Raw genomic sequence first — 22,894 nt, 5'->3', positions numbered from 1 at the left:
CGGCGTCGTATAATGCCGGGTGGCGGCGGGTTATGGAATGGTTACCTGCCGGCAAAAACGTAGAAACGGATATCTGGATCGAAACGATTCCGTATAAAGAAACCCGCAGTTACGTAAAAGCGGTGATGGCATACCGTTATATCTACGAACATCAGCTGGGTGAGTCTTCAGGGCTGTTTGAGCAACTGGCAAAATCTGCTATTCCGCCGGCTACCGGCCTTTCCTCTCCCGGAGGAAGGGCAGGCGGCACTTACGCACCCAAATAAGGCCGGTGGCATACCGCCGGTCTTTTACATATTAAAACAACTAACGACAGAATAAATGAGGGTTTATGACCACACTTACCGCGTCCTACCAGGTACATATTGAGACACTTCAGTCCCGTACCAGAGAAGCTCTGCAGCGGGAAGGTCTGGACGGGCTGGTTATTCATGCGGGACAAAGTAAACGGCTTTTCCTCGATGACAATGATTATCCGTTTAAGGTGAATCCTCATTTCAAAGCCTGGGTGCCTGTAGTAGATAACCCGCATTGCTGGCTGGTGGTTAACGGTACCGATAAACCGAAACTTATTTTTTACCGTCCTGTGGATTTCTGGCACAAAGTACCTCCTGAACCGGATGACTTCTGGACGGCTGAGTTCGATATCGTCCTGCTAAAGCAGGCTGACGCTGTTGAAAAACATTTGCCTTACGATAAGCAGAAATATGCCTATGTAGGTGAATATATTGAAGTGGCCAGCGCATTGGGATTCCACATTGTTAATCCTGACCGGGCGTTAAATTACCTGCACTTTCAGCGGGCATATAAAACTGATTACGAGATGCTGTGTATGCGCAAAGCCAATAAACTGGCTGTGCAGGGGCACCGTGCTGCCCGGGAAGCATTTATGGCTGGTGAAAGTGAGTTTGCCATTAAGCAGGCTTACAACAGCGCGGCGGGTCAGGGAGATAACGACTTACCCTATACGAGTATTATTGCGCTGAACGAGCATGCATCTATTCTGCATTACATGCATTGTGACAATGCAGCGCCGGATACGCCACGCTCGTTTCTCATTGATGCCGGTGCCTCTTTTCATGGTTATGCCGCCGATATCACGCGGACGTACAGCCACTCAGATCCTCTGTTCGCTGAGTTAATCGCACATGTGGATAAAGTTACGGTGACATTAGGCAATGCACTTAAACCCGGTGTTGCTTATACCGACATTCATATTCTTGCCCACGATGGCATTGCACAAATTCTTCATGATGTGGGACTGGTCAATCTTAAGCCTCAGGAGATTGTCGAAAAACAAATCACCAGCACTTTCTTTCCTCACGGTATAGGCCACTTCCTGGGGTTACAGGTGCATGATGTAGGCGGGCTGGTGGCTGATGACCGCGGTACGCCAAAACCGGCACCGGAAGAGCATCCGTTTCTGCGTTGTACCCGTGTGGTGGAAGCTCGTCAGGTCTTCACTATTGAGCCCGGGTTATATTTCATTGACACGCTGCTGGCCGATTTGAAAGCCAGCGATAACTCTAAGTACATTAACTGGGATATTGTCGATCGGTACCGGCCTTTCGGCGGGATCCGTATTGAAGACAATATCATTCTACACCGGGACAGAAATGAGAATATGACCCGTGATTTGGGGTTGAACTAAGGAGCCAGATCTGTGATGGATCACAACCTGATCAGCGTGATCTTTATTGCGCTGATTGCCGGATTAGCTATGCCAGCCGGAGCGTTACTGGCCAGGAATGACCGCATTCAACCTGAGTGGCTGGAGCAGGAAATTCGCCACGGCATTATGGCGCTCGGGGCGGGAGCACTACTTTCAGCTGTAGCACTCGTTCTGGTGCCTGAGGGCATCGCTGCGCATACACCTCTGACTGCCACTTTGTGTTTTACCGGGGGCGCTCTGGCTTTCATGAGTCTGGATATCTATCTGGCCAGACAGAACACTCCGGCCAGTCAGTTAGCGGCAATGTTAAGTGATTTTGTACCGGAATCTCTGGCGCTGGGAACGACGGCTGCATCCGGAGGCGGTACACTCTTACTTGGTTTACTGATTGCTATTCAGAACCTGCCGGAGGGCTTTAATGCTTACCGCGAAATGACAGGCGGAAATTTAAAGTATCAGAATAAACTGATTTGGAAATTTGCTGCAATGGCGTTGCTGGGGCCGGTAATGGCCGTCGCCGGATTTTACTGGCTGGCTGATTATCCCATGGTTATTGGTGGCATAATGTTGTTCGCCGCCGGAGGGATCCTTTATTCTGTCTTTCAGGATATGGCACCGCAAATTTACGTGGAAAAACAATGGCTGCCACCCATGGGCGCGATTGCCGGTTTCTTGATGGGTATGATCGGATTTATGGTTGAGAATTAGGCCCGCAATAGCGGGCCTGAGAAGTCTTACTTAGTGCGTTCTACAGCGATATGCGCTAATGCAATCAGCGCCTGTTTGTAGTCAGATTCCGGCACCGGAGCCAGTGCAGCTATGGCTTTCTGCGTTTCTTCATCCGCGCAGCGTTTGGTATATTCCAGCGCACCGGTTTCACTCATAATATTGACTATTCGTGACAGGTGAGGCAGGCCATTTGCTTTCTCGATGGCTTCTCTGATCAATTGTTTATCCGCTTCATCTCCAGCGTGCCACATGGCGTACAACAGGGGCAGGGTAGGCTTACCTTCTGCAAGATCATCGCCGGTGTTCTTACCCATTTCGTCTTTATCAGCCGCATAATCGAGAATGTCGTCAGCTAACTGAAAAGCGGTGCCCAGGTGTTTACCGTAGTCCTGCATGGCTTTTTCAATGTGCTCAGGCTGCCCCGTCAGCACAGCGGCAAGCTGTGTTGCTGCTTCAAATAAGCGGGCAGTCTTGCCGTAAATTACATCAAAATAGCGGGCTTCTGTGGTGTCCGGGTCATTGCAATTCATTAACTGCAATACTTCACCTTCGGCAATACGGTTAGTTGCGTCAGATAAAATCTCCATGACACGCATACTTTGCAGGTCGACCATCATCTGGAATGAACGGGAGTAAAGAAAATCGCCCACCAGTACGCTTGCCTGATTACCAAATATTGCATTCGCCGTTTGTTGGCCCCGGCGTAATGTGGATTCATCAACCACATCATCATGAAGCAAAGTGGATGTGTGGATAAATTCAATGATCGCGGCCAGCGTGTGATGCTGATCTGTTGTGATCCCCATTGATCTCGCCGCCAGAACAGACAACAAAGGGCGCAGCCTTTTTCCGCCACTGTTGACGATGTAAAAGCCTAACTGATTGATTAGAGCAACTTCTGAGTCGACTTGCTGCTGTATAAGCGCATTCACCGCTTTCATGTCCGCAGCTGCCAGCTCGCGGATCGCATTTATGTCCATGGGCATGTCGTGGGTATGTTTTACTGATTTCATTCTGAGCGCTGATTGTACCTGAATCTGAAAGGGTATCCACCCGCATGATTTAAAAAACTGAAATGAATGAAAAAATAATCCCTTAACAGCATTTCCCTGAAGGGGAAAATGCAGGTAAAATGCGGGCTTTTAGTAGTTCTGGCAGCGAATTGAACCGAAGCGCGAAAAATAATCAAATTTTGTGTTTTTCGGGGTTGAGATCTCAGGATGTTTCACGTACAATTCGCGCCCTGTTTTTTGAATTGAAGCGTCAATGAGACGCAGAGCGGAGTAGAATATGTACGCGGTTTTCCAAAGTGGCGGTAAACAGCACCGTGTGGCTGAAGGCCAGACCGTTCGTCTAGAGAAGATCGAAGTCGCGCCGGGCGAGACTGTTGAATTCGATAACGTATTAATGGTTAGCAACGGTGACGACGTTAAGATCGGCACCCCTTTAGTTGCTGGTGGCAAAATTACTGCTGAAGTAGTTCAGCACGGACGTGGCGATAAAATCAAAATCGTTAAGTTCCGTCGTCGTAAACATCACCGTAAACAAGCGGGTCACCGTCAGTGGTTCACAGAAGTGAAAATCACTGGTATCAACGCATAATAGGAGCACGAACACATGGCACACAAAAAAGCTGGTGGTAGTACCAAAAACGGTCGTGATTCAGAAAGTAAACGCCTTGGTGTTAAGCGCTTTGGCGGCGAATCAGTGCTTGCTGGTAACATCATCGTAAGACAACGTGGTACTCGTTTCCACGCTGGCGACAACGTAGGTATCGGTAAAGATCACACGTTGTTTGCTCTGAAAGACGGTAAAGTTCAGTTTGACGTTAAAGGCAAGAACAACCGTAAATTCGTGAGCATCATCGGCGAGTAATCGCGGATTGACGTTACGCCGAACAGGCTTAAAAAACCCCGCGTAAGCGGGGTTTTTTGTTTTTAATAACAAGATTTTTTCCGGGGCCCGCAGCCCTTCACCAGATTGGCGATGTAGTGATTGTCACAATGGTGTAAACTTAGCTTTCAAATACGGTAGTCGACAACGACTCGGAGTGACTAATGAAATTTGTTGATGAAGCTGAAATTCGTGTTGAAGCCGGCGACGGCGGTAACGGCACGGTTGGCTTTAGACGTGAAAAATATATCCCGAAAGGTGGTCCTGACGGCGGTGATGGTGGTGATGGCGGTTCTGTGTATCTGCAGGCCGATGAGAACCTGAACACCCTCATTGATTATCGCTTCGAGCGTTTCCACCGTGCTGAGCGTGGTCAGAATGGCCAGGGCGGAAACTGTACAGGTCGTGCAGGTGAAGATCTCACTGTAATGGTACCGGTTGGTACCCGTGCGACAGATGTGGAAACGGCAGAAGTGCTGGGGGATCTGACTAAGCACGGCCAGCGCCTGAAAGTCGCGCAGGGCGGTTTTCACGGTTTAGGTAATGCCCGTTTCAAAAGTAGCGTAAACCGCGCACCCAGACAGAAAACAAACGGTACGCCTGGTGAAATCCGCAATCTGAAGTTAGAGCTCATGCTGCTGGCCGATGTGGGCTTGCTCGGTATGCCGAATGCCGGTAAATCTACCTTCATCCGCTCTGTGTCTGCTGCTAAACCTAAAGTCGCCGATTACCCCTTTACCACACTGGTACCTAACCTGGGGGTTGTCAGACAGGATTCACAACGTAGTTTCGTTATTGCTGATATTCCCGGACTGATCGAAGGCGCGGCCGACGGTGCCGGTCTTGGTATCCGCTTCCTGAAGCACTTAGAGCGCTGCCGCGTATTGTTACACATGGTTGATCTGTTACCGGCAGATCAGAGCGATCCTGCGGAAAACGCGAAGAAGATCATTGAAGAACTCGAGAAGTACAGTCCTAAGCTGGCAGCCAAGCCACGCTGGTTAGTGTTCAACAAAGTTGATTTGCTTCTTGAGGAAGAAGTGGAAGCGTTGTGTGAATCAATTAAAGAAAAGCTGGAATGGGATGGTCCCGTTTATCAAATTTCTGCTTTCCAGAAAATGAACACACAGCAGCTTTGCCACGAAATTATGAATTACATTGAAACACTGCCTGCCGGCATCGATGAAGACGATGAGAAAGAGGCGGTAGAGTTTAAGTGGGATAGTTACGATCGCGAGACCATGCAGGGCGACCTGGATGATGATCTTGATGACGATGATGACTGGGATGAAGACGACTACGACGTTGAAGTAGAATACCGTCGCTGATATCGCGTCTTAAGGAGTAGTGATGAAGATTGCGATGATTGCCGCCATGGCACATAACCGGGTTATCGGCGCTGACAATGATATGCCCTGGCACCTGCCGGCCGATTTGAAGCATTTCAAGGCGGTAACATTAGGTAAGCCGGTGATCATGGGACGCAGAACCTGGGAGTCAATTGGCAGACCTTTACCGGGCAGACCCAATATCATCATTACTTCTGCGGCGGCTTCAGATTTTCCTGACACGGTGACTGTGGTTACTAACGTCGAGGAGGCACTCAGCGCTGCCAGTGAGATGGTCACGGAAGATGATGAAGTGATGGTGATTGGTGGCGGTAAGGTCTATGAAGCTTTTCTGCCTCAGGCAACCACTCTTTATCTGACACAAATAGCGTTAACTGTCGACGGTGACACCTGTTTCCCTGATTACGATTCTCAGGGCGACTGGGTACGTTCAGATGTGGTTGAAAACCGTGCCGATGAGCATAATCCTTACGACTACACTTTCTTCACATTAACACGTAAATAGTCTTAAAATACATCAATTGGTATTTTATACAGTGCCGCCCGGTGCAACATACCGGGCAGAACGGCATAAACTGTATGGTCGGGTCAGACGGGTGAAATTACTCACCCATGTGATCGAACAGACTTTCCATAGACAGTCCCTGATGACCCAGCATATCGCGCAGTCTGCGCAATGCTTCTACCTGGATCTGACGGACACGTTCCCGTGTAAGGCCAATTTCTGCACCCACATCTTCAAGGGTAGACGGTTCGTACCCTAATAAACCAAAACGACGTGCTAACACTTCCCGTTGTTTCGGATTTAACTCACCGAGCCATTTCACGATATTCGACTTCATATCGCTGTCCTGCAAGTTATCTTCGGGACCAAATTCATTATGGTCGGCAAGAATATCCAGCAGTGCCTTATCGTTTTCACCACCGATAGGTGTGTCCACCGATGTAATGCGCTCATTCAGGCGAAGCATACGGCTGACTTCGTCAACAGGCTTATCAAGCTCTGTAGCTATCTCTTCTGCAGTAGGCTCGTGGTCGAGCTTCTGTGAAAGCTCCCGTGCACAACGCAGATAAACATTTAATTCTTTGACTACGTGAATCGGTAAACGAATCGTGCGGGTTTGATTCATGATCGCCCGTTCGATCGTCTGACGAATCCACCAGGTCGCATACGTAGAGAAACGGAAACCACGTTCAGGATCAAATTTCTCAACGGCACGGATAAGACCCAGGTTACCTTCTTCAATCAGGTCAAGTAATGCCAGACCGCGATTGTTGTAACGACGGGCAATTTTCACAACCAGACGAAGGTTAGATACAATCATACGCTTACGGGAGGCCTCACAGCCTTTCAGTGCGCGACGTGCAAAATAAACCTCTTCTTCTGCGGTAAGTAGGGGGGAGAAGCCAATTTCCCCCAGGTACAACTGGGTGGCATCCAGGTTTTTCGGTAAGTCCTCCTGAACAAATACTGCATCATCCTCAGTATCATCCAGATCATTGTTAATTGCTTCACCAGCTTTCATATCAACTGGCATGTCCATCTCGTTTAACTCAACCCGAGACTTTGATTCGATTACAGCGGCTTTTGTTTGACCCACGACTGCATCTCCTGCGTTGTTGGTTACCCTGCGATGTTCTCCTCAAATTTTATTATTATTTATTGTTATTATTATCTTTTTGGCAGATACCTTTGGGGGTCTAACGACTTGCCCCGGTATCTCACTTCAAAATGAAGCTTGACCGAATCTGTTCCACTATCTCCCGTTGTCGCAATTTGTTGCCCTGCGGCGACCCATTGCTGCTCCTCTACAAGGAGCTTGTCGTTGTGTGCATAAGCACTCAACAGGGCATCGGTATGTTTAATAATTATCAGGTTACCGTACCCACGTAATGCACTGCCTGCGTAAACCACTTTACCTTCCGCAGCGGCCAGAACTGGTGCGCCTCTTTGTGCGCTGAAATCCAACCCTTTATTGCCTGATTCCGCATTACTAAATGTTAACGTTATGTTACCTTTGCTGGGCCAAACCCATTTTGACACCCTTTTGGGAAAATCCCTTCTGGCTGAATCTTTGACACTTTTCGTCAAAGGTTTGACACTAGTAACTTCTTGGTTGTTAACATTAATTTCACGACTACTGTACGCCTGTGGTTTATCCCGGTCAACACTCCTTTTGTCGTATATGTTTCTGGTCGTACCAGTTTTTTCTTGAACTTTTGGTTTAGAAGTGTTCCCTGTCAACGCTGTCACAGGTTGGGGGTATAAGCGTAAAGTTTGACCCGGGTAAATATCGTAAGGTGCTGATAAAGAATTGTATTTAGCAAGATCTCTATAGTCATTTCCGGTAAACCAGGCGATAGCGAACAACGTATCACCCTTTTTTACCAGGTAGGTTTTGCTATCTGACCCTTTTTCAGAATATTCAGTCTGACTATTGAGTAAAGTCACCGGGGCAGGGGCTGTTCTGCCACTGCAACCCGTCAAAAAAATGGCGAAAATGCAGGCGATTGAAGCATTTGTTGCTCGCATTTTGCCCATTAATCTACCTCAGTGTAGTAAAAAATACGCAAGAACGGCCAGTCCGATTGTTAACCAACCGAGTATTTCCACGTATTCGCGGAGTTTAGCTTCCATGGCTGCACCACCCCATTTCATGAGACCGGCTACCAGAAAGAAGCGGGCACCCCGACCGATGGCAGACGCTATAATAAAAGGTACCAGAGCCATATTAAGGACACCGGCACTGATGGTGAATACTTTATACGGTATAGGAGAGAAGCCGGCGAGGAAGACAACCCATACGCCATAGGTTTCAAACCAGTCGATAGTGGTTTGCAGTTTTTCTTCGTAACCCGCAGAGATAATAAGAGGTTCCAGCCACGCCTCAAACGTGAAAAAACCCAGTGCATAGCCGGCAATACCGCCGAGTACGGATGCAATAGTGGTTAAGGCAGCAAACAGCCATGCACGGTTCGGTTGTGACATGGACATTGGCGCCAGCATGACGTCCGGTGGTATGGGAAAGAACATAGATTCTGCGAAACTCAGTCCCGCAAGATAGCGATTAGCATGCTTGTGACGGGCCCATCGCAACGCCAGGTCATAGCATGGTTGAAAAATTTTCACTGAAGCTCTCCTGCAACCAGTGGTACAAAACGCACAGCTTCAATGGTCTCTGTTTTAAGCTCACCATCAATTCTGTCTACACATAACAAATTCTGCTGTTCGCTGCCTACCGGAATAATCAAACGGCCACCTTCTTCAAGCTGGTCGCAGAGATCCTGTGGCAGGCTGCTCGCTGCGGCGGTAACCAGAATGGCATCATATGGGCCTTTACTGGGCCAGCCTTTCCAGCCATCGCCATGTTTCATGGAAATATTGTGCAGGTTGAGTTGATTCATCCGGCGCTTCGCCTGAAACTGCAACGACTTGATACGTTCAACACTGTAAACGTGACCAAAAAGTTGTGCGAGAATTGCAGTCTGGTAGCCTGAGCCGGTACCGATTTCCAGAATCTTCCTTGGACTGTTAGAGGCTTTGAGCAGCAACTCCGTCATCTTGGCGACAATGTAAGGCTGGGAAATCGTTTGTCCCTGTCCTATGGGTAACGCCGTATTTTGATAAGCTTTGTGTTTGAGGGCATCGGGTAAAAATAATTCCCTTGGCGTGGATGCAATAGCGGTCAGTACTTTTTGATCCCTTACGCCCTCGCTGAACAAAAGCTCAGCGAGCATTTCACCTTTTTTCAATGTTCTCATTGCTGCAAATGGTTTCCTGTTTTTCCCGTATCTTATTTCCGGCAGCCGGTTTGTGGTTAGCTGCCTTCACAGGTTTTATTGTTATCAGAGTTTTTTATTCAGCCAGTCTTCCATGTTAGCGAGGCTGTGATGAGCTGTCATGTCCACGCTTAACGGTGTCACAGAGCAGTAACCGTTAGCGATGGCATGAAAATCTGTGTCAGGGCCGGCATCCTGTTCGGCTCCGGCCGGACCATACCAGTAAATTTCACGACCGAAAGCATCTTTTGCTTTTACCATGGCTTCGGCACGGTGTCTGCGCCCCTGACGTGTCACTTTGATACCGGCGAGTGCATCGTATGGCACATCCGGCACATTTACGTTCAAAATTTGATTGGGGGGTAAAGGATGCGCCTGTAATTTACGTATAATATCCAGCACTACACGGGCTGCGGTGTCAAAGTGTTTGCCTTCGTGGCTGGCCAGTGAAACTGCAATGGCCGGCAGACCCATGTACCGCCCTTCGGTTGCTGCCGCTACCGTGCCGGAGTAAATGACGTCGTCACCCAGGTTTGCGCCATGGTTGATACCCGACACCACCAGCTCCGGGTCGTCGTCAAGGAAACAATTTACGCCCAGGTGAACACAGTCAGATGGCGTGCCATTCACCGAATAAAAGCCGTTATCCAGTTGCTGAATGCGGAGCGGACTGTGCAGCGACAGTGCGTTGCTGGCACCGCTGCAATTGCGGTCCGGCGCGATCACGGTGACATCGTGCTCTGCGGCAAGTGTTTCGAATAAAACAGCAATGCCTTTGGCGAATACACTGTCGTCGTTACTTAAAAGAATACGCATGAAGGCTCCTGACGTTTGTTGTCCGGTAAGTCGCTTACACTAACTGCCCGCTGTTTCACCATTTGTGTCAACACAATCACGTAATACGGTAGTGGCATAACAACCGGACGGTAAGCTGAAAGAAACAATTACTGTATCACCGTTATGTTGCCATTCAAGTTGCGCCGGCCAGATTTTTACCGGTCTGCGTTCCTGTTTCATGCCGGCTTCACTGAGATAACCGGTAACGTCAGGGTATTTACCTGCTACAGCCAGTTCAAGCTTCGCCGCTTCACCGGTTACCGGTACATCACCTTTTCCCCACAGCGGAGCCGTAGGTGATAAATCTTTGTCTTCGTAACGGGCTTGCAACCCGCTATCTTCACCGTTTTCAATAAAAAAGCTGTGAGACCCGCTGAGCATCAGTGCGTCACCACTTATTACATCATTCAGTTTGCCAAGACGAATGCGCTCACTGATGACCTCATTAAACAGCCAGCTCCGTAAGGCAGACAGTGCCATATTGCGTTTGTTGCGGTTGCGGATAGCTTCCCCGGCAATCATTTTTTCTGCCAGTTGCAGGTTACCGCCTTCCTGACGCTCGCCGGTCTCAGCAACGCGGACACTGCCAAAACGCTGCTCGCCGAAGTAATTGGGCACGCCGTTTCTGGCAGCCTGTTGCAGCGCCTCTGTCAGGGCAGTAACGTCGCTGACGTCACGCAGGGTAATGGTGAAATGGTTCCCTTTCAGCTGCCCGATGCGTAATTTCTTATTATGCCGTTCTTGCCTGAGGATCTTTACGCCTTCGAGTTCCAGTCCTGAAAAGTCGAAATCCGGTTTTCCCGGAGCATGTAATCCGAACCACTGGCGGGTAACCGCGTATTTGTCTTTTCGTCCTGCGTAGGTCACATTCCGTAATGGCAAGCCGGTAAATTTAGCCAGTTGCTCAGCGACCCAGGCAGTATTAGCCAGCTTTTTTTCGACCCACAGAAATTGATGTTCACCGTCACCGCTGAAGCTGTATCCAAGATCTTCGGTGACAACGAAATCTTCAGGATGCGTCTTGAGTGCGGCAGTGCAGGCCGGAGGAGTATCACTGTACAGCCAGTGCTGAGTGCGTAATGTGCTCATGTTATTTAGCTCTGATCAGCACAACAGCGTGGGCTGCAATGCCTTCTTTGCGGCCGGTGAAGCCCAGTTTTTCTGTTGTCGTGGCTTTTACGTTGATATCGTCAACAGCGCATCCGCAGTCACTGGCGAGAACTTCCCGCATTGTTTGTACATGAGGGGCCATTTTGGGAGCCTGCGCAATAATAGTCATATCGGCATTGCTCAGCACATATCCTCTTTCTTTCAGTAACCCGACTACGTGCCGGAGCAGAAAGCGGCTGTCCACACCAGACCACTCGTCATCAGTGTCCGGGAAGTGTTTACCAATATCTCCCATCGCTGCAGCACCCAAAAGTGCGTCACACAATGCATGAATTAATACATCGCCGTCAGAATGGGCCAGTAAGCCCTGCTCGTAATCTATGCTGACGCCGCCGATAACAATGGGGCCTTCACCACCAAATTTATGAACGTCGTAACCATGACCAATACGCATAGGTGCCTCTTAAATTATAAAGTTTGGGTTTGTTGCAGATAAAATGCTGCCAGCGGCATATCGGCAGGGCGTGTAATTTTGATATTTGCCGGATTACTGTCAATCAGGGCTACCTTATGACCGGCTGCTTCCATGGCTGAGGCTTCATCGGTAACGGGAATATTTTTTTCCTGTGCCTGTATTAATGCCTGCCTGAGTTCGCCGGCACGAAACAGTTGTGGTGTCAGCGCATGCCATAGTTGTTCTCTGCATTCAGTGTGGGAAATAATATTATTTTTACTCGCCATTTCCCGCTTCATGGTGTCTTTTACCGGCGTTGCCAGAATGCCGCCTGCCACGTCATCCCGCTCTCTGACCTGCAACAGTGTGTCGATATCAGTCAGTGACACGCAGGGCCGCGCCGCATCGTGAACCAGGGCCCAGTCATTGTCGTTCAGTTGTGAGAGGGCAGCGAATACCGAATCTGCCCGTTCTGCACCACCATCAACCACAGTCAGCCAGGGGGCACTAGCCACCGGTAACTCCGGAAAGAAAGGATCGCCGGCACTGACCGCTACTACAATATGAGAAATTTTCGGATGGGCGTGCAACGCGGAAAGCGTATGCTCAAGAATGGTTTTTTCGCCGATCCTGAGATATTGCTTTGGTCTGTCAGCTTGCATGCGGCTGCCGACACCTGCTGCCGGTACCACAGCAACTACAGAAGGATGAGACATGGACTATTCGTTATCCGCGGGAAGGATCCGGTAGAAGGTTTCGCCCTGCTTAATCAGGCCCAGTTCGTTTCTGGCCCGCTCTTCAATAGACTCAAGGCCGATTTTTAAATCGCTGATATCAGCCTTAAGCAGATTGTTTCGCTGGGCAAGATTGTCGTTCTGTAACGACTGTTGCTGAACTTCCTGTTTAAGCGCAAGGTAGTCTGGCAGTGAATTTTTACCGAACCACAAGCGGTACTGGAGTAATCCCAGCAACACTATCAGTACAACGGTAACCCACTTATCCTGCCACACGGCAAACACCTTAACGTTAAATAAATGACTATTATGCCTGTACTGGTCCGGCGGGTCTACTGACCAAACTTGCTTTTAAGTTTGTCCAGCAGTTTATCCTTTTGCTTATCTATCACGCTGTTAAGCTGTGTTTTTAATAGCCCTTCCAGTTCGCTGCTGTCTCCCTGCGCCGCTTTCAGCATGCTCTCCACACTCACCAGTTCGGTTTGTGTGTCTGACTGCAGGGCGCTGATCTTACTGTTGAGTTTATTCATGGCTTCGTCCAGCTTATCCTGTTGAGATGCCGTTAACTCTGTAAGTGCAGCCTGTGCCAGCTTATTATCGAGATCTGACTTGATACTGAAACCCGGATCGCTGAGCGTACCGGATAATGCCATTTGCAAATCCAGCGACGATAGCTGTTTCAGTGCATTGGCAATGGCGGTAGTGAGTTTGTTGGTGCCGGCGGCTTCCATCGCCAGGCCGGCAAGATCGATATCGCTGCCGCCACTGAGCTGGTTATCTTTAACAGACATACTTCCGGTGGCACTCATCAGGGCTTGTTGTAAAGCGGCAGAGAGTTTCTCACTTTTGACCATGGGAATGTCTGCCAGATTAATGCCCGATAGCGACCATTGCTGGAATGCCTCAACCACGCCGTCGTCAATGCGGAACTGCCCTGACGATTCAAACTGTTTAAGTAAGGCACCGGCAGCAGAAATGGTGAAGGTAGTCGCATCGCCGGCCACATCGTGCATGTTGGTGATGTTCTTCCACACGCTGCCAATGCTTTCATCCTGCCATTTCACTGACACTTCGGCGTCTTTAACCAGAATATAAGGTAAATCAGCAGGGGCTTCTTCTGCAGGTTGCGTATCGCCCTGTATCAGAGGCAACACAATTTCTACGGCAGACATGAGGTACTGTGTATATTCCGCGGCTTTGTCGCCGAACACCATTTGCGTAACCTGCTGCATGGCGGCATCGTCGCCGGCGATAACATTTTTAATGAACTGATAATCCTGCTGCGGGGCGTTCTTCAAGGCTTTGAGGCTGTTTGACAGGGCGGTTCTGGCATCACCCGCTTTGTCAGTGAATTCCCGGATCCTGGTCCGGTCTGAGGTAATTTCTGCTTTCAGAGACTCAAGCTTTTCCTTTGCAGAAAGCAGGGTTTGAGGATCTTTATAATCTGTATTTTTCAGAGCCTCAATCTCTGATTTATAGAATGCGATTCTGGATTTGTCCGGCAGAGCCTTGTAATTCGCTTTTAAATCTTCAGAGTAAGTGGAGTAAGCCTGTTGCGCCTGTTCCACCGCCGCAGTAGTTTTCAGCGGCGAGCGGGCCAGCAATTCATCCACCGTAGGAACCGCGTCTTTGGCTTTTTGTTTCATTTCATCAAAGGTCAGACTCTGAGTTGGCTGGCGGTATACCGCACCTGGCGTACTTCTGGGCTGATTGAACTGCACGTCCAGCACGGACAGTTTATTCACAATGACCTGATCTGACAGCAAGGGCATCAATGCCACATCGCCGTAGGCTTTGCCTACCACAACCTGATTCCTTGCCGGCGTAGTGGCATCCGTCAGTTGCACATTTTCAAGGGTAAAGGTAGTGGGGTACAGCGAGTGATCAAAGCTGCCGATGTTTACCTCTGCACCGTAAGATTCAGACAACTGAGATTCCAGTACGGACTTAATGAGGGTATTGGCAAACAGCCAGTACGCCACCACGAGCAGAACGATAATTAAAACGGGATAGTAGCGCTTCTTTACCCTCAAACCTGACATGAATAACTCCTGGTTGGATGCGGTCAGTACTGGAATTTTCGCATAGCCTGACGCGCCTGCTCAACATGACCTGCCAGTGCGATACTGGTTTGTGTCATTTCTTCTACGTTAGACACAGTATGCCTTGCGGACTCAGAAAGTTCATTTATTCGCAGGTTTACTTCCTGTGCCGCGTCACTTTGCTGGCCGGTAGCCTCCGCAATATGCCGGTTCTTAGCGGCGATGTCAGACATAATACTTAATAAAGTACGTAAGGTTTCATCTGCCTGTTTGACATTGGCAACGGTGCTGTCTACAGCAGACTGACTGGTTTTAACCGCGTTCACTGCGGCAGATGAGCCACTTTGTAACTCCTGAATCATTTGCTGAATTTCATCAGTACTCTGACCGGTTCTGCTGGCGAGCGTACGTACTTCATCGGCCACCACAGCAAACCCGCGACCCTGTTCACCGGCACGGGCTGCTTCAATAGCCGCGTTAAGTGCCAGTAAATTTGTTTGTTCTGAAATACCACGGATAACATCAAGCACGCTGCCAATCTTGTCACTCTGCTGGGCAAGCTGGCTCACTGTATTCACCACGGATTCAATACTCTGGTTCAGCGACTGAATGTCTGTTACTGATTGCGCAACAGCCTGAATCCCTGCTTTTGCACTTTGACCCGCCGACTCCGTAGAGTGGTCAGCTTCTGCGGCATGACGACTGACATCGCCAATATTCACAGTCATTTGTTCCATTGCAGAGGCAACCTGTATGGCATTGTGACTCTGCGTTTGTGCCTGACTCTCGCTGGACTGACGGATATCAGCTAACCGCGAACCTTCCTGTGCGACCTGTTCTATTGCACCATGGAGAGACTGCAATGACTCCCTCACTTTCGCCACAAACGCATTGTAATGGCGGCTGAGTCTGGCTATTTCATCGTTTCCGTTTTCGGGCAATTCACGGGTTAAGTCCCCCTGACCCTGGGAAATGTCTTTCATCCGCTCAGTCGTCGCACGTAGCGGGGTAATAATGCTCTGACCAATTAACCAGGCAAACAGAATAACCAGGATCAAACACACCACGCCCAGGCCGATAAACACATTGCGGATATGAGAAAACGCTGCGTCGAGACGGGTAAGGTAAATGCCGGTGCCAACGGTCCATTGCCAGGGGGCGAAACGTTTTACGTAGGATATTTTATCCACTGCTTTTTCGGAATTGGGCAATGGCCAGACGTAGGGAACAAAGCCTTCATTCTCAGACTTCACCAGCCGTGCCATGGTGACGAAGAACTTATCGCCGTTAGCATCTTTGAAATCCGTTAAATCCTGACCGTCAAGCGCGGGCTTCAGAGGATGCATGACCATGGCCGGCGTATCATCCTGGATCCACAAATAGTTACCGTCGTCATAGCGTATTGCTGCTATAACACCTTTGGCCTGCATTTGTGCTTCAGCTATGGTCATATCCCCGTTTTCTGACAACGTGGAAAAGTGTTCCAGCACCGAGTAAGCCGATTCAACGATGTGCTTCGTCTCCTCATAAGCCTTGTCTTTTTGCGCTTCATAGTGTTGCTGCAACACGACCACTGTCATTACAAGCAGCAGGCCTGCTACCAACAGTACAAGAAAGGCTAACCGTTGAACAACGCTGAAATTTCGTAGCTTCATGATATCTCATCCATTTGTTTATGAAGGGAGTGTAGGAAAGCTTTCGTCATTCTGCCATATGAAAAACGGTGAATATCAGTAAGAAAGTTGTATTTTGCGGTGGCCTTTTTCCAGGCCCGCTCGGGGATGTACATCTTTTTATACAATTCGCGCCGGACGACAGAAAAGTCAGGACAGAGCGCCCCTTTTCCTTACCGGGGTTTGTGATAGCATGCCGCCGCTGAAAGCCGGTCGTGATCTTTACAGGTCAGGGAACATACTAATGATCAACAATCGACTTTACTTGCTATTTCAGCCCCTGAAGGGCATCGTGAGTGCAAGAATCAATCAGCAGGTAATGACAACACCATACAGATAAAGAAGGGTTTCAATGCTCACTAATGACAATCTTAATACGCTGCCTTCTATTCGTCAGCGCATCCGCGACCACTACCGTATCGATGAATCCACCGCGATAGATCAAATTCTGCCTGTTGCCGAAGTCAATCCGAGAGCACGAAGCCGTGCCTGGGAGCGTGCACGTAAAATGGTGTTGCAAATCCGCCGGGAGCAGGAAAGTCATGGCGGCGTTGATGCCTTACTTAATGAGTATTCGCTGTCTACCGCTGAAGGTGTGGTGTTGATGTGTCTGGCCGAAGCGTTACTTCGTGTGCCGGATAAAGCCACTCAGGACGAGCTTATCCGTGACAAACTGTCAAAAGGTCAGTGGACTCCGCACCTGGGGAACTCAGATTCCATGTTCGTTAACGCATCGGCATGGGGTCTTCTGTTAACCGGTAACATGGTTAACTATGCGGACAAGCGTCGCAAAGAGCAGTTCGGCTTATTGAAACAGACCCTTGGCAGATTGGGTGAACCGGTTATCCGCCGGGCAATGAACATCGCTATGCGGGTAATGGGCCGCCAGTTTGTTATGGGTGAAACCATTGCTGATGCGGTAGAGCGGGCGAAAGAGAAAGAGAAGAAAGGTTACGTCTATTCTTACGACATGCTGGGCGAAGGTGCCCGCACCATGAAGGATGCAGATCGTTACTACGACGCTTATGTTAAGGCCATTAAAGAAATCGGCAAAGCGGCAGCAGGTCGCGGGCCCAAGCGTTCTCCCGGGATTTCTGTCAAACTGTCGGCGATCCATCCCCGCTATGAATTTTTACATGCAGAACGGGTGATGGCGGAAATTCCGCCCAAGCTGAAAGCCCTGTGTATGATGGCGAAAGAGTACGACATTGGCCTGACTGTTGACGCTGAAGAAGCGGATCGTCTGGACATTTCTCTGGACGTCATCGAAACCGTGTTCCGCGACCCGGACCTTGAGGGCTGGACAGGATTTGGTCTGGCAGTTCAGGCTTATCAGAAGCGGGCTATTCATGTTATTGAATGGTTACGCACGCTGACACTGGAAGTGGGCCGCAGCATGATGGTGCGGCTGGTTAAAGGCGCTTACTGGGATACAGAAATTAAAATGACCCAGCAGGCCGGTGTGGACGGTTTCCCTGTATTTACACGGAAGTCCTCGACTGACGTGTCTTACCATGCCTGTGCTAACCGCTTGCTGGACTACCGTGATTCGATTTACCCTCAGTTTGCTACCCACAATGCGTACAGCGCATCGGTGATCATTGAACTGGCCGGTGATGACAAAGACGGGTTTGAGTTCCAGTGTCTTCACGGTATGGGCGACACCCTGTACGACCAGGTCGTGACGCAGGAAAAAATTCAGTGCCGGGTATATGCGCCGGTGGGTGAGCATGAAGATCTGCTGGCTTACCTGGTTCGCCGCCTGTTGGAAAACGGGGCGAACTCATCTTTCGTTAACGCAATTGTTGATGATGAAAAGCCGGTTGAATCACTGTTGGAAGACCCGGTTGAAAAAACCCAGCGTCTTAAAACCCGTTACAACAAGCAAATCAGTGCCCCACGGGATCTGTACGCGCCGGAGCGTGACAACTCCCGCGGTCTCGACCTCACTGATGTTAACGCCGTGCACGCGCTTCAGCATGAACTGGCCCGCTGGAAAAATTATTATGTGGTAACTGACGGTAAATTACCGGAAGGGGCTACGGCAGTTCTGAACCCTGCCAATAAATCTGATGTGGTGGGTTTCCATCATTATGCAGAACAAAAACAAATGACAGAAGCGCTGGACAAAGCCCACAACGGTTTTGCGGCCTGGTCAAAACGTTCTGTGGAAGAACGGGCGGACATTCTTGAACGCACAGCTTTTGCTCTTGAGCGGCATATGGGCGAACTGATTGCCATTTGTATCCGTGAAGCAGGTAAAGTTACGCAGGACAGTATCGACGAAGTCCGTGAAGCTGTGGATTTCTGTCGTTACTATGCCGTCCGCGCCCGTGAGCTGGACGAGGATCAGCGTTTTGTTCCCCGTGGTGTTGTGTTGTGTATCAGTCCCTGGAACTTCCCGCTGGCGATTTTCTTAGGTCAGGTGGTGGCAGCGTTAGCGACCGGTAATACGGTGGTGGCGAAGCCTGCTGAACAAACCAGTATGATCGCTAAACGTGCGCTGGAAATTATGCACACAGTGGGTCTGCCGGAAGATGCTCTGCAACTGATTATTGCGCCCGGCAAGCATGTCGGCAGTACATTACTGCCTGATGAGCGCATTAAAGCGGTGATGTTCACCGGTTCAACCCAAACCGGTACGTTGATTTCCCAGTTACTGGCAGAGCGGGGCGGTGAGCAGGTTCCTCTGATTGCTGAAACCGGTGGTCAGAACTGTATGATTGTTGATTCAACGGCCTTGCCTGAGCAGGTGGTGGATGATGTGGTTCATTCTGGCTTCCAGAGCGCCGGTCAGCGCTGTTCTGCATTGCGGGTGCTTTACGTTCAGGAAGACATTGCTGATGATTTAACTGACATGCTCATCGGCGCGATGAAGGAATTGAGTATCGGCGATCCGGCCCTTCTCAGTACTGACGTAGGTCCTGTGATTGACGAAAAAGCTTTCAACAGCCTGAAACAGCATGAAGAAGCGATGCAGGATAAAGGTAAATTGCTTTACCAGTGCAAGATCCCGGAAGGATGCAATGACGGGTATTTCTTCCCGCCAACTCTGTACGAGATTAAGAGTATTGATGTGCTGGAGCGTGAAGTTTTCGGTCCGGTCATTCATATCGTCCGCTTTAAAGGTAAAGAGATCGGCGAAGTGGTGGACAAGATCAACAGCACCGGTTTTGGCCTGACAATGGGCATTCACTCCCGTATTGAAGAAAGGGCAAACGAACTGGCCGCCCGCAGCCGTGCCGGTAACGTTTATGTCAACCGCAATATGATTGGCGCCATCGTCGGCGTACAGCCATTCGGCGGACGGGGATTATCCGGTACCGGGCCTAAAGCCGGCGGTCCAAACTATCTGCGCCGTCTGATGCAGGAACGTGCTACACCGAAGCCTTCTCAGGTCGACGATATCGATAATCTGGATGCTGCATTATCCGGTGAGAAGCAGGATGCCGAAGCTGCAACCCGCCTGATGAATCAGGGTGTTAATGTTGAGGCGCAATGGCGACATACTCCGCTGAACGACCGTATCTCTATGGTGCGTCAGTTACTGGCAAAACTTGCCAGAGTCGACATTGTTGATGAACTGGCGGATGACTTAAACCGCACCCTGGCAACCGCCCGTCAGCAACTGACAACGGTTGAACGCACATTGTCCAAACCCACACAGCTGCCGGGGCCGACTGGTGAGTCTAACAAGCTTTACCTTGAACCCCGTGGTGTACTGGTTTGTTTCGCCGATAAAGGCGTGACATTCGAATACTGGACGTTGTCTATCGTGACTGCACTGGCAACCGGTAACGTAGTGGTATCAGTAGTATCTGATCTGTTTTATGAAGAAGCGCTGGAATTCCAGAAGCACTTTAATAAAACCGGTGCCGCTGAGGGAGTATTCCAGGTAGCAAGATTAAGTCATTTAAATGACTTACTTATGCACGAACATCTGGCCGGTGTGGTGGTGGATTCTCACACTGAACGTACTGCTCAGATTGCGGCCATGTTATCTTCCCGCAAGGGCGCTATTCTGCCGGTAATTACCGCAGAATATAACGATAACCTGATCCAACGTCTGCTTACCGAGAAAACCATCAGTATTGATACCACCGCATCCGGCGGTAATACTTCGCTGATGACGCTGGTGGAAGACGACGAGTAAGTCCTTAAGGTCTGTCGTAAACACCACAAAAAACCGGTCCCGTTAAAAAAACGGAACCGGTTTTTTTTAATCTTAAATAAAATGGCGTTGCTGGTTTTGTCCGGCTTACATCCATTCGTCGTTACGACGACGCTTCTTCGGCAGGAAGGTAAGGATCACGCCAAGCAGTACGCCACCACCGGCAACAATACCGCCCCAGGTAAACCACTTGATCATCTCATCTTTACTCTGCTGTTCCAGCTTATTGGTAAGACGGGTAATCTGAGTTGTCTGATCGCCGGTTTCGTCCTGAAGTTGTTTCAGTTCCTGACGGGTCGCGTTCAGTTGCTGTTTCAGCCTTTCATTCTCTGACTGTAAACCCTGTACGCCGGCTTCGCTGTCAGCCAGGCGCTGGGTCAGCAACGGAATTTTCTCGGCATAAGACATTTCATTACTGATAAAACGGGTTTCTACCCAGCCAGTGCGGCCTTCGTTATCTTTTATCTGCGTAAACTCTGTCTCGTTATTTCTGTCCAGTACAGTAATGGGCGTTCCGGCGGCCACAGAGCCTAAAATCCGGTAGTTCCGGCCCGCACCCGTATGAAGAAATACGAAAAGATCGTCGCGGATATAATTTGAAGAAGAAGCTTCCAGCTGCAGAGATTCTTCAATGGAATCCTCCTGTGCGAAAACCTGGATTGAAAGACCAATTAATGCGATGGTCAGCCATTTTCGTAACATAGTGCGTCCGTAGTTGTTTTAAGAAACTGTGTGATGTTATTGGCTGCAAACCTGAAAGGCAAGCGTACCCGCCACATTGGACCGGCAACCCGGCTGACAGTTCACTACGTTTGCACATTTGTAAGGTGATCATCCGTTGCGAAAAATATTATACGAAGGTATTGTGTCGGAATACTGACACTTACCGACCTGCCTTTTTCTCTATGTCGGAAATAGAAATAAAATTTGTTACCCGCGACAATGCTTTACCTGCATTTGTCGAAAAAGTGCTGCCTGCCTTTGAGCAGGCTGGTTTCAGCATTTCCCGTGAGCCGGAAATGCGCTTGCAGAACGATTATTACGATACCGCAGACCACCTTTTCCAGCAGGAAAAGATGGGCTTCCGCGTCCGTGGTAACAATGGCCGTTTTGAACAGACCATGAAAACCCATGGCAAAGTCAGCGGCGGTTTGCATGAGCGTGCCGAGTACAATGTGGCCCTTGACGGTGCTGAGCCGGACTTGCGCCTGTTTCCCGGGGATGTCTGGCCGGAAGGCTGGCAGATTGAGCAGGTAAACGACAACTTGCAGCGCCAGTTCAGTACCCATTTCGTAAGAACCGCGTTCGATGTTGAATGGGACGGCGCATGTGTAGAAGTAGTGATTGACGAAGGTGAAGCCAGTACGGGTAAGAACAGCTCTCCCATCCATGAGATTGAGCTGGAACTGAAACAGGGCGAAGTCTCTCATCTGTTTACACTGGCAAAGTTGATCACAGAAAACACGCCTGTGCGCCTGAGCGACGTGTCTAAAGCTGCGCAGGGCTACCAGTTGCTTAACGGGCTGTCGCCGGTTATTTCTCAAATGCAGCCTTATTTAAAGCTGGAGCAGGGTACATCAACCGAAGAGGCTTTCTGCCGGGCAGTGCAGCAAGCATTGTCTCACTGGCAGAAACATGAGCATCTGTATTTCGAAACCGGGTCTGTGAAGATGCTCGGCGAAATCGTTAAAAGTGCACGCCTGTTGTTGCAGACAGTATCTTTGTATCTGCCTGTTCTGCAATGCCCGCAATTATTGTCAGTGCATCAGTTGCTGATGAAATATATGCAAGTCTGGTTATGGCAGGATGATCTGCAGAGCCTTCGCTATCTGTTGTCGAAAAAGAGTCTGTTTAATAAATGCCTGAGTCGTTATCCGGCACTGACCAGTTATTTGCAGGGCAGAAAAGCCGGGTTAATTCATGCACACACACCTGATGAAATACTGTACAGTAAACAAACTAATACGTTAAAAGTATTAGTTGCTCAGTTATTGCAGGAAAAACCCTGGCGCCAGCATTCAACTGCATACAGTCTGCCGGTAATGGAACATGCGCAGGGGTGGTTATCTCAGGGCTGGCAAACGGTACAACAAACCATGCCGGGCAGCAGAACAATGACACCCGAAAATTATCTGGCCATTGGTGTACTGCTGAGACAAACCTTGTGGAATGGTTTTCTGCTGGCTGATTTATTTGATGAAGAACGGCATCATTTCCGGGCGCCATGGTTAGACATTCTTACCGGAATTGACGAATTAAAAGCGTTAATGATGCTGCGGGCCCTTGCTACTGAATCTGAGCTGGACGAACTGTCAGATGTATTCAGTTGGGTGGATGATAAGATTGCTAATTTGATGCATGTCATGGAGAGAACCAGACAAGCCGGTATGCAGGGCGACGTATACTGGTAAGCAGGCTGTCTGGTCGCACAACGTTACTTGAAGGAAGTG

At 49.5% G+C, this 22,894-nt stretch carries 21 protein-coding genes and 1 pseudogene; 9 read left to right on the top strand and 13 right to left on the bottom strand.

The features are described 5' to 3' along the window. The 3 genes and pseudogenes from AC4PME_RS15045 to AC4PME_RS15035 all read left to right on the top strand — a co-directional run. Positions 1-266, top strand: a pseudogene (locus tag AC4PME_RS15045) (hypothetical protein); the annotation flags it as partial. A 65-nt stretch (positions 267-331) separates the two neighbouring features. Continuing rightward, positions 332-1,651, top strand: a complete 1,320-nt coding sequence (gene pepQ, locus AC4PME_RS15040) for a Xaa-Pro dipeptidase (RefSeq protein WP_491045738.1) — start codon at positions 332-334, stop codon at positions 1,649-1,651. 15 nt (positions 1,652-1,666) lie between these two features. Further along, positions 1,667-2,380 (top strand): ZIP family metal transporter, encoded by a 714-nt coding sequence (locus AC4PME_RS15035; protein WP_491045775.1) that lies wholly within the window; start codon positions 1,667-1,669, stop codon positions 2,378-2,380. 26 nt (positions 2,381-2,406) lie between these two features. Here AC4PME_RS15035 and ispB read toward each other — a convergent pair whose 3' ends face one another. After that, positions 2,407-3,381, bottom strand: a complete 975-nt coding sequence (ispB, locus tag AC4PME_RS15030) for an octaprenyl diphosphate synthase (RefSeq protein ID WP_491045774.1) — start codon at positions 3,379-3,381, stop codon at positions 2,407-2,409. Between the two features lie 310 nt (positions 3,382-3,691). Here ispB and rplU point away from each other — a divergent pair, with 310 nt between their 5' ends. The 4 genes from rplU to folA all read left to right on the top strand — a co-directional run bounded on the left by rplU (position 3,692) and on the right by folA (position 6,148). Continuing rightward, a complete protein-coding gene (rplU, locus tag AC4PME_RS15025) occupies positions 3,692-4,003 on the top strand; it encodes a 50S ribosomal protein L21 (protein WP_119499992.1) in 312 nt (103 codons plus the stop codon). A gap of 15 nt (positions 4,004-4,018) precedes the next feature. After that, positions 4,019-4,276, top strand: coding sequence for a 50S ribosomal protein L27 (rpmA, locus tag AC4PME_RS15020; RefSeq protein WP_070125553.1), 258 nt, complete (start codon positions 4,019-4,021; stop codon positions 4,274-4,276). Between the two features lie 182 nt (positions 4,277-4,458). Then, positions 4,459-5,622, top strand: coding sequence for an Obg family GTPase CgtA (gene cgtA / locus AC4PME_RS15015; protein WP_119499993.1), 1,164 nt, complete (start codon positions 4,459-4,461; stop codon positions 5,620-5,622). Positions 5,623-5,644: 22 nt separating this feature from the next. Beyond that, entirely contained in the window at positions 5,645-6,148 is a 504-nt protein-coding gene (gene folA, locus AC4PME_RS15010; RefSeq protein ID WP_232373469.1) for a type 3 dihydrofolate reductase, read from the top strand. Between the two features lie 97 nt (positions 6,149-6,245). On the opposite strand, the gene rpoS is transcribed toward folA, so the two are convergent. The 11 genes from rpoS to AC4PME_RS14955 all read right to left on the bottom strand — a co-directional run bounded on the left by rpoS (position 6,246) and on the right by AC4PME_RS14955 (position 16,255). Next, positions 6,246-7,244 (bottom strand): RNA polymerase sigma factor RpoS, encoded by a 999-nt coding sequence (gene rpoS / locus AC4PME_RS15005; RefSeq protein WP_491045737.1) that lies wholly within the window; start codon positions 7,242-7,244, stop codon positions 6,246-6,248. Positions 7,245-7,315: 71 nt separating this feature from the next. Beyond that, positions 7,316-8,176: a peptidoglycan DD-metalloendopeptidase family protein gene (locus AC4PME_RS15000; RefSeq protein WP_491045773.1), complete on the bottom strand. Its 861-nt coding sequence runs from the start codon at positions 8,174-8,176 to the stop codon at positions 7,316-7,318. Positions 8,177-8,194: 18 nt separating this feature from the next. Continuing rightward, complete coding sequence (locus AC4PME_RS14995) at positions 8,195-8,773, bottom strand: YqaA family protein (protein ID WP_119499994.1); 579 nt, start codon at positions 8,771-8,773, stop codon at positions 8,195-8,197. Further along, positions 8,770-9,405 (bottom strand): protein-L-isoaspartate(D-aspartate) O-methyltransferase, encoded by a 636-nt coding sequence (locus AC4PME_RS14990; RefSeq protein ID WP_119499995.1) that lies wholly within the window; start codon positions 9,403-9,405, stop codon positions 8,770-8,772. Before AC4PME_RS14990 ends, AC4PME_RS14995 begins: the two co-directional genes overlap by 4 nt. 84 nt (positions 9,406-9,489) lie before the next feature. Continuing rightward, entirely contained in the window at positions 9,490-10,239 is a 750-nt protein-coding gene (gene surE / locus AC4PME_RS14985) for a 5'/3'-nucleotidase SurE (protein ID WP_119499996.1), read from the bottom strand. A gap of 39 nt (positions 10,240-10,278) precedes the next feature. After that, a complete protein-coding gene (gene truD / locus AC4PME_RS14980; protein WP_491045736.1) occupies positions 10,279-11,349 on the bottom strand; it encodes a tRNA pseudouridine(13) synthase TruD in 1,071 nt (356 codons plus the stop codon). Between the two features lies 1 nt (position 11,350). Beyond that, positions 11,351-11,824 carry a 2-C-methyl-D-erythritol 2,4-cyclodiphosphate synthase gene (ispF, locus tag AC4PME_RS14975; RefSeq protein ID WP_119499998.1) on the bottom strand — a complete coding sequence of 158 codons (474 nt, stop codon included), beginning with the start codon at positions 11,822-11,824 and terminating at the stop codon, positions 11,351-11,353. 14 nt (positions 11,825-11,838) lie between these two features. Beyond that, positions 11,839-12,540, bottom strand: coding sequence for a 2-C-methyl-D-erythritol 4-phosphate cytidylyltransferase (ispD, locus tag AC4PME_RS14970; protein ID WP_119499999.1), 702 nt, complete (start codon positions 12,538-12,540; stop codon positions 11,839-11,841). Positions 12,541-12,543: 3 nt separating this feature from the next. Then, entirely contained in the window at positions 12,544-12,834 is a 291-nt protein-coding gene (ftsB, locus tag AC4PME_RS14965; protein WP_119503280.1) for a cell division protein FtsB, read from the bottom strand. Positions 12,835-12,890: 56 nt separating this feature from the next. After that, complete coding sequence (locus AC4PME_RS14960) at positions 12,891-14,600, bottom strand: TIGR03545 family protein (protein WP_119500000.1); 1,710 nt, start codon at positions 14,598-14,600, stop codon at positions 12,891-12,893. A gap of 23 nt (positions 14,601-14,623) precedes the next feature. After that, a complete protein-coding gene (locus AC4PME_RS14955) occupies positions 14,624-16,255 on the bottom strand; it encodes a methyl-accepting chemotaxis protein (protein ID WP_119500001.1) in 1,632 nt (543 codons plus the stop codon). Between the two features lie 370 nt (positions 16,256-16,625). Between AC4PME_RS14955 and putA the strand changes: the two genes are divergently transcribed. Then, on the top strand, positions 16,626-20,426 hold the full coding sequence (gene putA / locus AC4PME_RS14950) for a bifunctional proline dehydrogenase/L-glutamate gamma-semialdehyde dehydrogenase PutA (protein ID WP_491045735.1): 3,801 nt from the start codon (positions 16,626-16,628) through the stop codon (positions 20,424-20,426). A gap of 105 nt (positions 20,427-20,531) precedes the next feature. Here the strand turns inward: putA and AC4PME_RS14945 are convergent, their stop codons facing one another. After that, entirely contained in the window at positions 20,532-21,146 is a 615-nt protein-coding gene (locus AC4PME_RS14945; RefSeq protein ID WP_474852265.1) for a TIGR04211 family SH3 domain-containing protein, read from the bottom strand. A 203-nt stretch (positions 21,147-21,349) separates the two neighbouring features. Here AC4PME_RS14945 and AC4PME_RS14940 point away from each other — a divergent pair, with 203 nt between their 5' ends. Further along, entirely contained in the window at positions 21,350-22,855 is a 1,506-nt protein-coding gene (locus AC4PME_RS14940) for a CYTH domain-containing protein (protein WP_491045734.1), read from the top strand. The last annotated feature ends 39 nt before the right edge of the window (positions 22,856-22,894 follow it).

Source organism: Alteromonas sp. (genome assembly GCF_984505615.1).
Note: the sequence above shows the minus strand (reverse complement) of the source record. Positions and strands in the feature narration are given on the sequence as shown.

Excerpts from the sequence above, each read along its gene's own strand:
- pepQ (WP_491045738.1), top strand. The coding sequence starts at position 332 with ATGACCACACTTACCGCGTCCTACCAGGTACATATTGAGACACTTCAG.
- AC4PME_RS15035 (WP_491045775.1), top strand. The coding sequence starts at position 1,667 with ATGGATCACAACCTGATCAGCGTGATCTTTATTGCGCTGATTGCCGGA.
- ispB (WP_491045774.1), bottom strand. The coding sequence starts at position 3,381 with ATGGACATAAATGCGATCCGCGAGCTGGCAGCTGCGGACATGAAAGCG.
- rplU (WP_119499992.1), top strand. The coding sequence starts at position 3,692 with ATGTACGCGGTTTTCCAAAGTGGCGGTAAACAGCACCGTGTGGCTGAA.
- rpmA (WP_070125553.1), top strand. The coding sequence starts at position 4,019 with ATGGCACACAAAAAAGCTGGTGGTAGTACCAAAAACGGTCGTGATTCA.
- cgtA (WP_119499993.1), top strand. The coding sequence starts at position 4,459 with ATGAAATTTGTTGATGAAGCTGAAATTCGTGTTGAAGCCGGCGACGGC.
- folA (WP_232373469.1), top strand. The coding sequence starts at position 5,645 with ATGAAGATTGCGATGATTGCCGCCATGGCACATAACCGGGTTATCGGC.
- AC4PME_RS15000 (WP_491045773.1), bottom strand. The coding sequence starts at position 8,176 with ATGCGAGCAACAAATGCTTCAATCGCCTGCATTTTCGCCATTTTTTTG.
- AC4PME_RS14990 (WP_119499995.1), bottom strand. The coding sequence starts at position 9,405 with ATGAGAACATTGAAAAAAGGTGAAATGCTCGCTGAGCTTTTGTTCAGC.
- surE (WP_119499996.1), bottom strand. The coding sequence starts at position 10,239 with ATGCGTATTCTTTTAAGTAACGACGACAGTGTATTCGCCAAAGGCATT.
- truD (WP_491045736.1), bottom strand. The coding sequence starts at position 11,349 with ATGAGCACATTACGCACTCAGCACTGGCTGTACAGTGATACTCCTCCG.
- ispF (WP_119499998.1), bottom strand. The coding sequence starts at position 11,824 with ATGCGTATTGGTCATGGTTACGACGTTCATAAATTTGGTGGTGAAGGC.
- ispD (WP_119499999.1), bottom strand. The coding sequence starts at position 12,540 with ATGTCTCATCCTTCTGTAGTTGCTGTGGTACCGGCAGCAGGTGTCGGC.
- AC4PME_RS14960 (WP_119500000.1), bottom strand. The coding sequence starts at position 14,600 with ATGTCAGGTTTGAGGGTAAAGAAGCGCTACTATCCCGTTTTAATTATC.
- AC4PME_RS14955 (WP_119500001.1), bottom strand. The coding sequence starts at position 16,255 with ATGAAGCTACGAAATTTCAGCGTTGTTCAACGGTTAGCCTTTCTTGTA.
- putA (WP_491045735.1), top strand. The coding sequence starts at position 16,626 with ATGCTCACTAATGACAATCTTAATACGCTGCCTTCTATTCGTCAGCGC.
- AC4PME_RS14945 (WP_474852265.1), bottom strand. The coding sequence starts at position 21,146 with ATGTTACGAAAATGGCTGACCATCGCATTAATTGGTCTTTCAATCCAG.
- AC4PME_RS14940 (WP_491045734.1), top strand. The coding sequence starts at position 21,350 with ATGTCGGAAATAGAAATAAAATTTGTTACCCGCGACAATGCTTTACCT.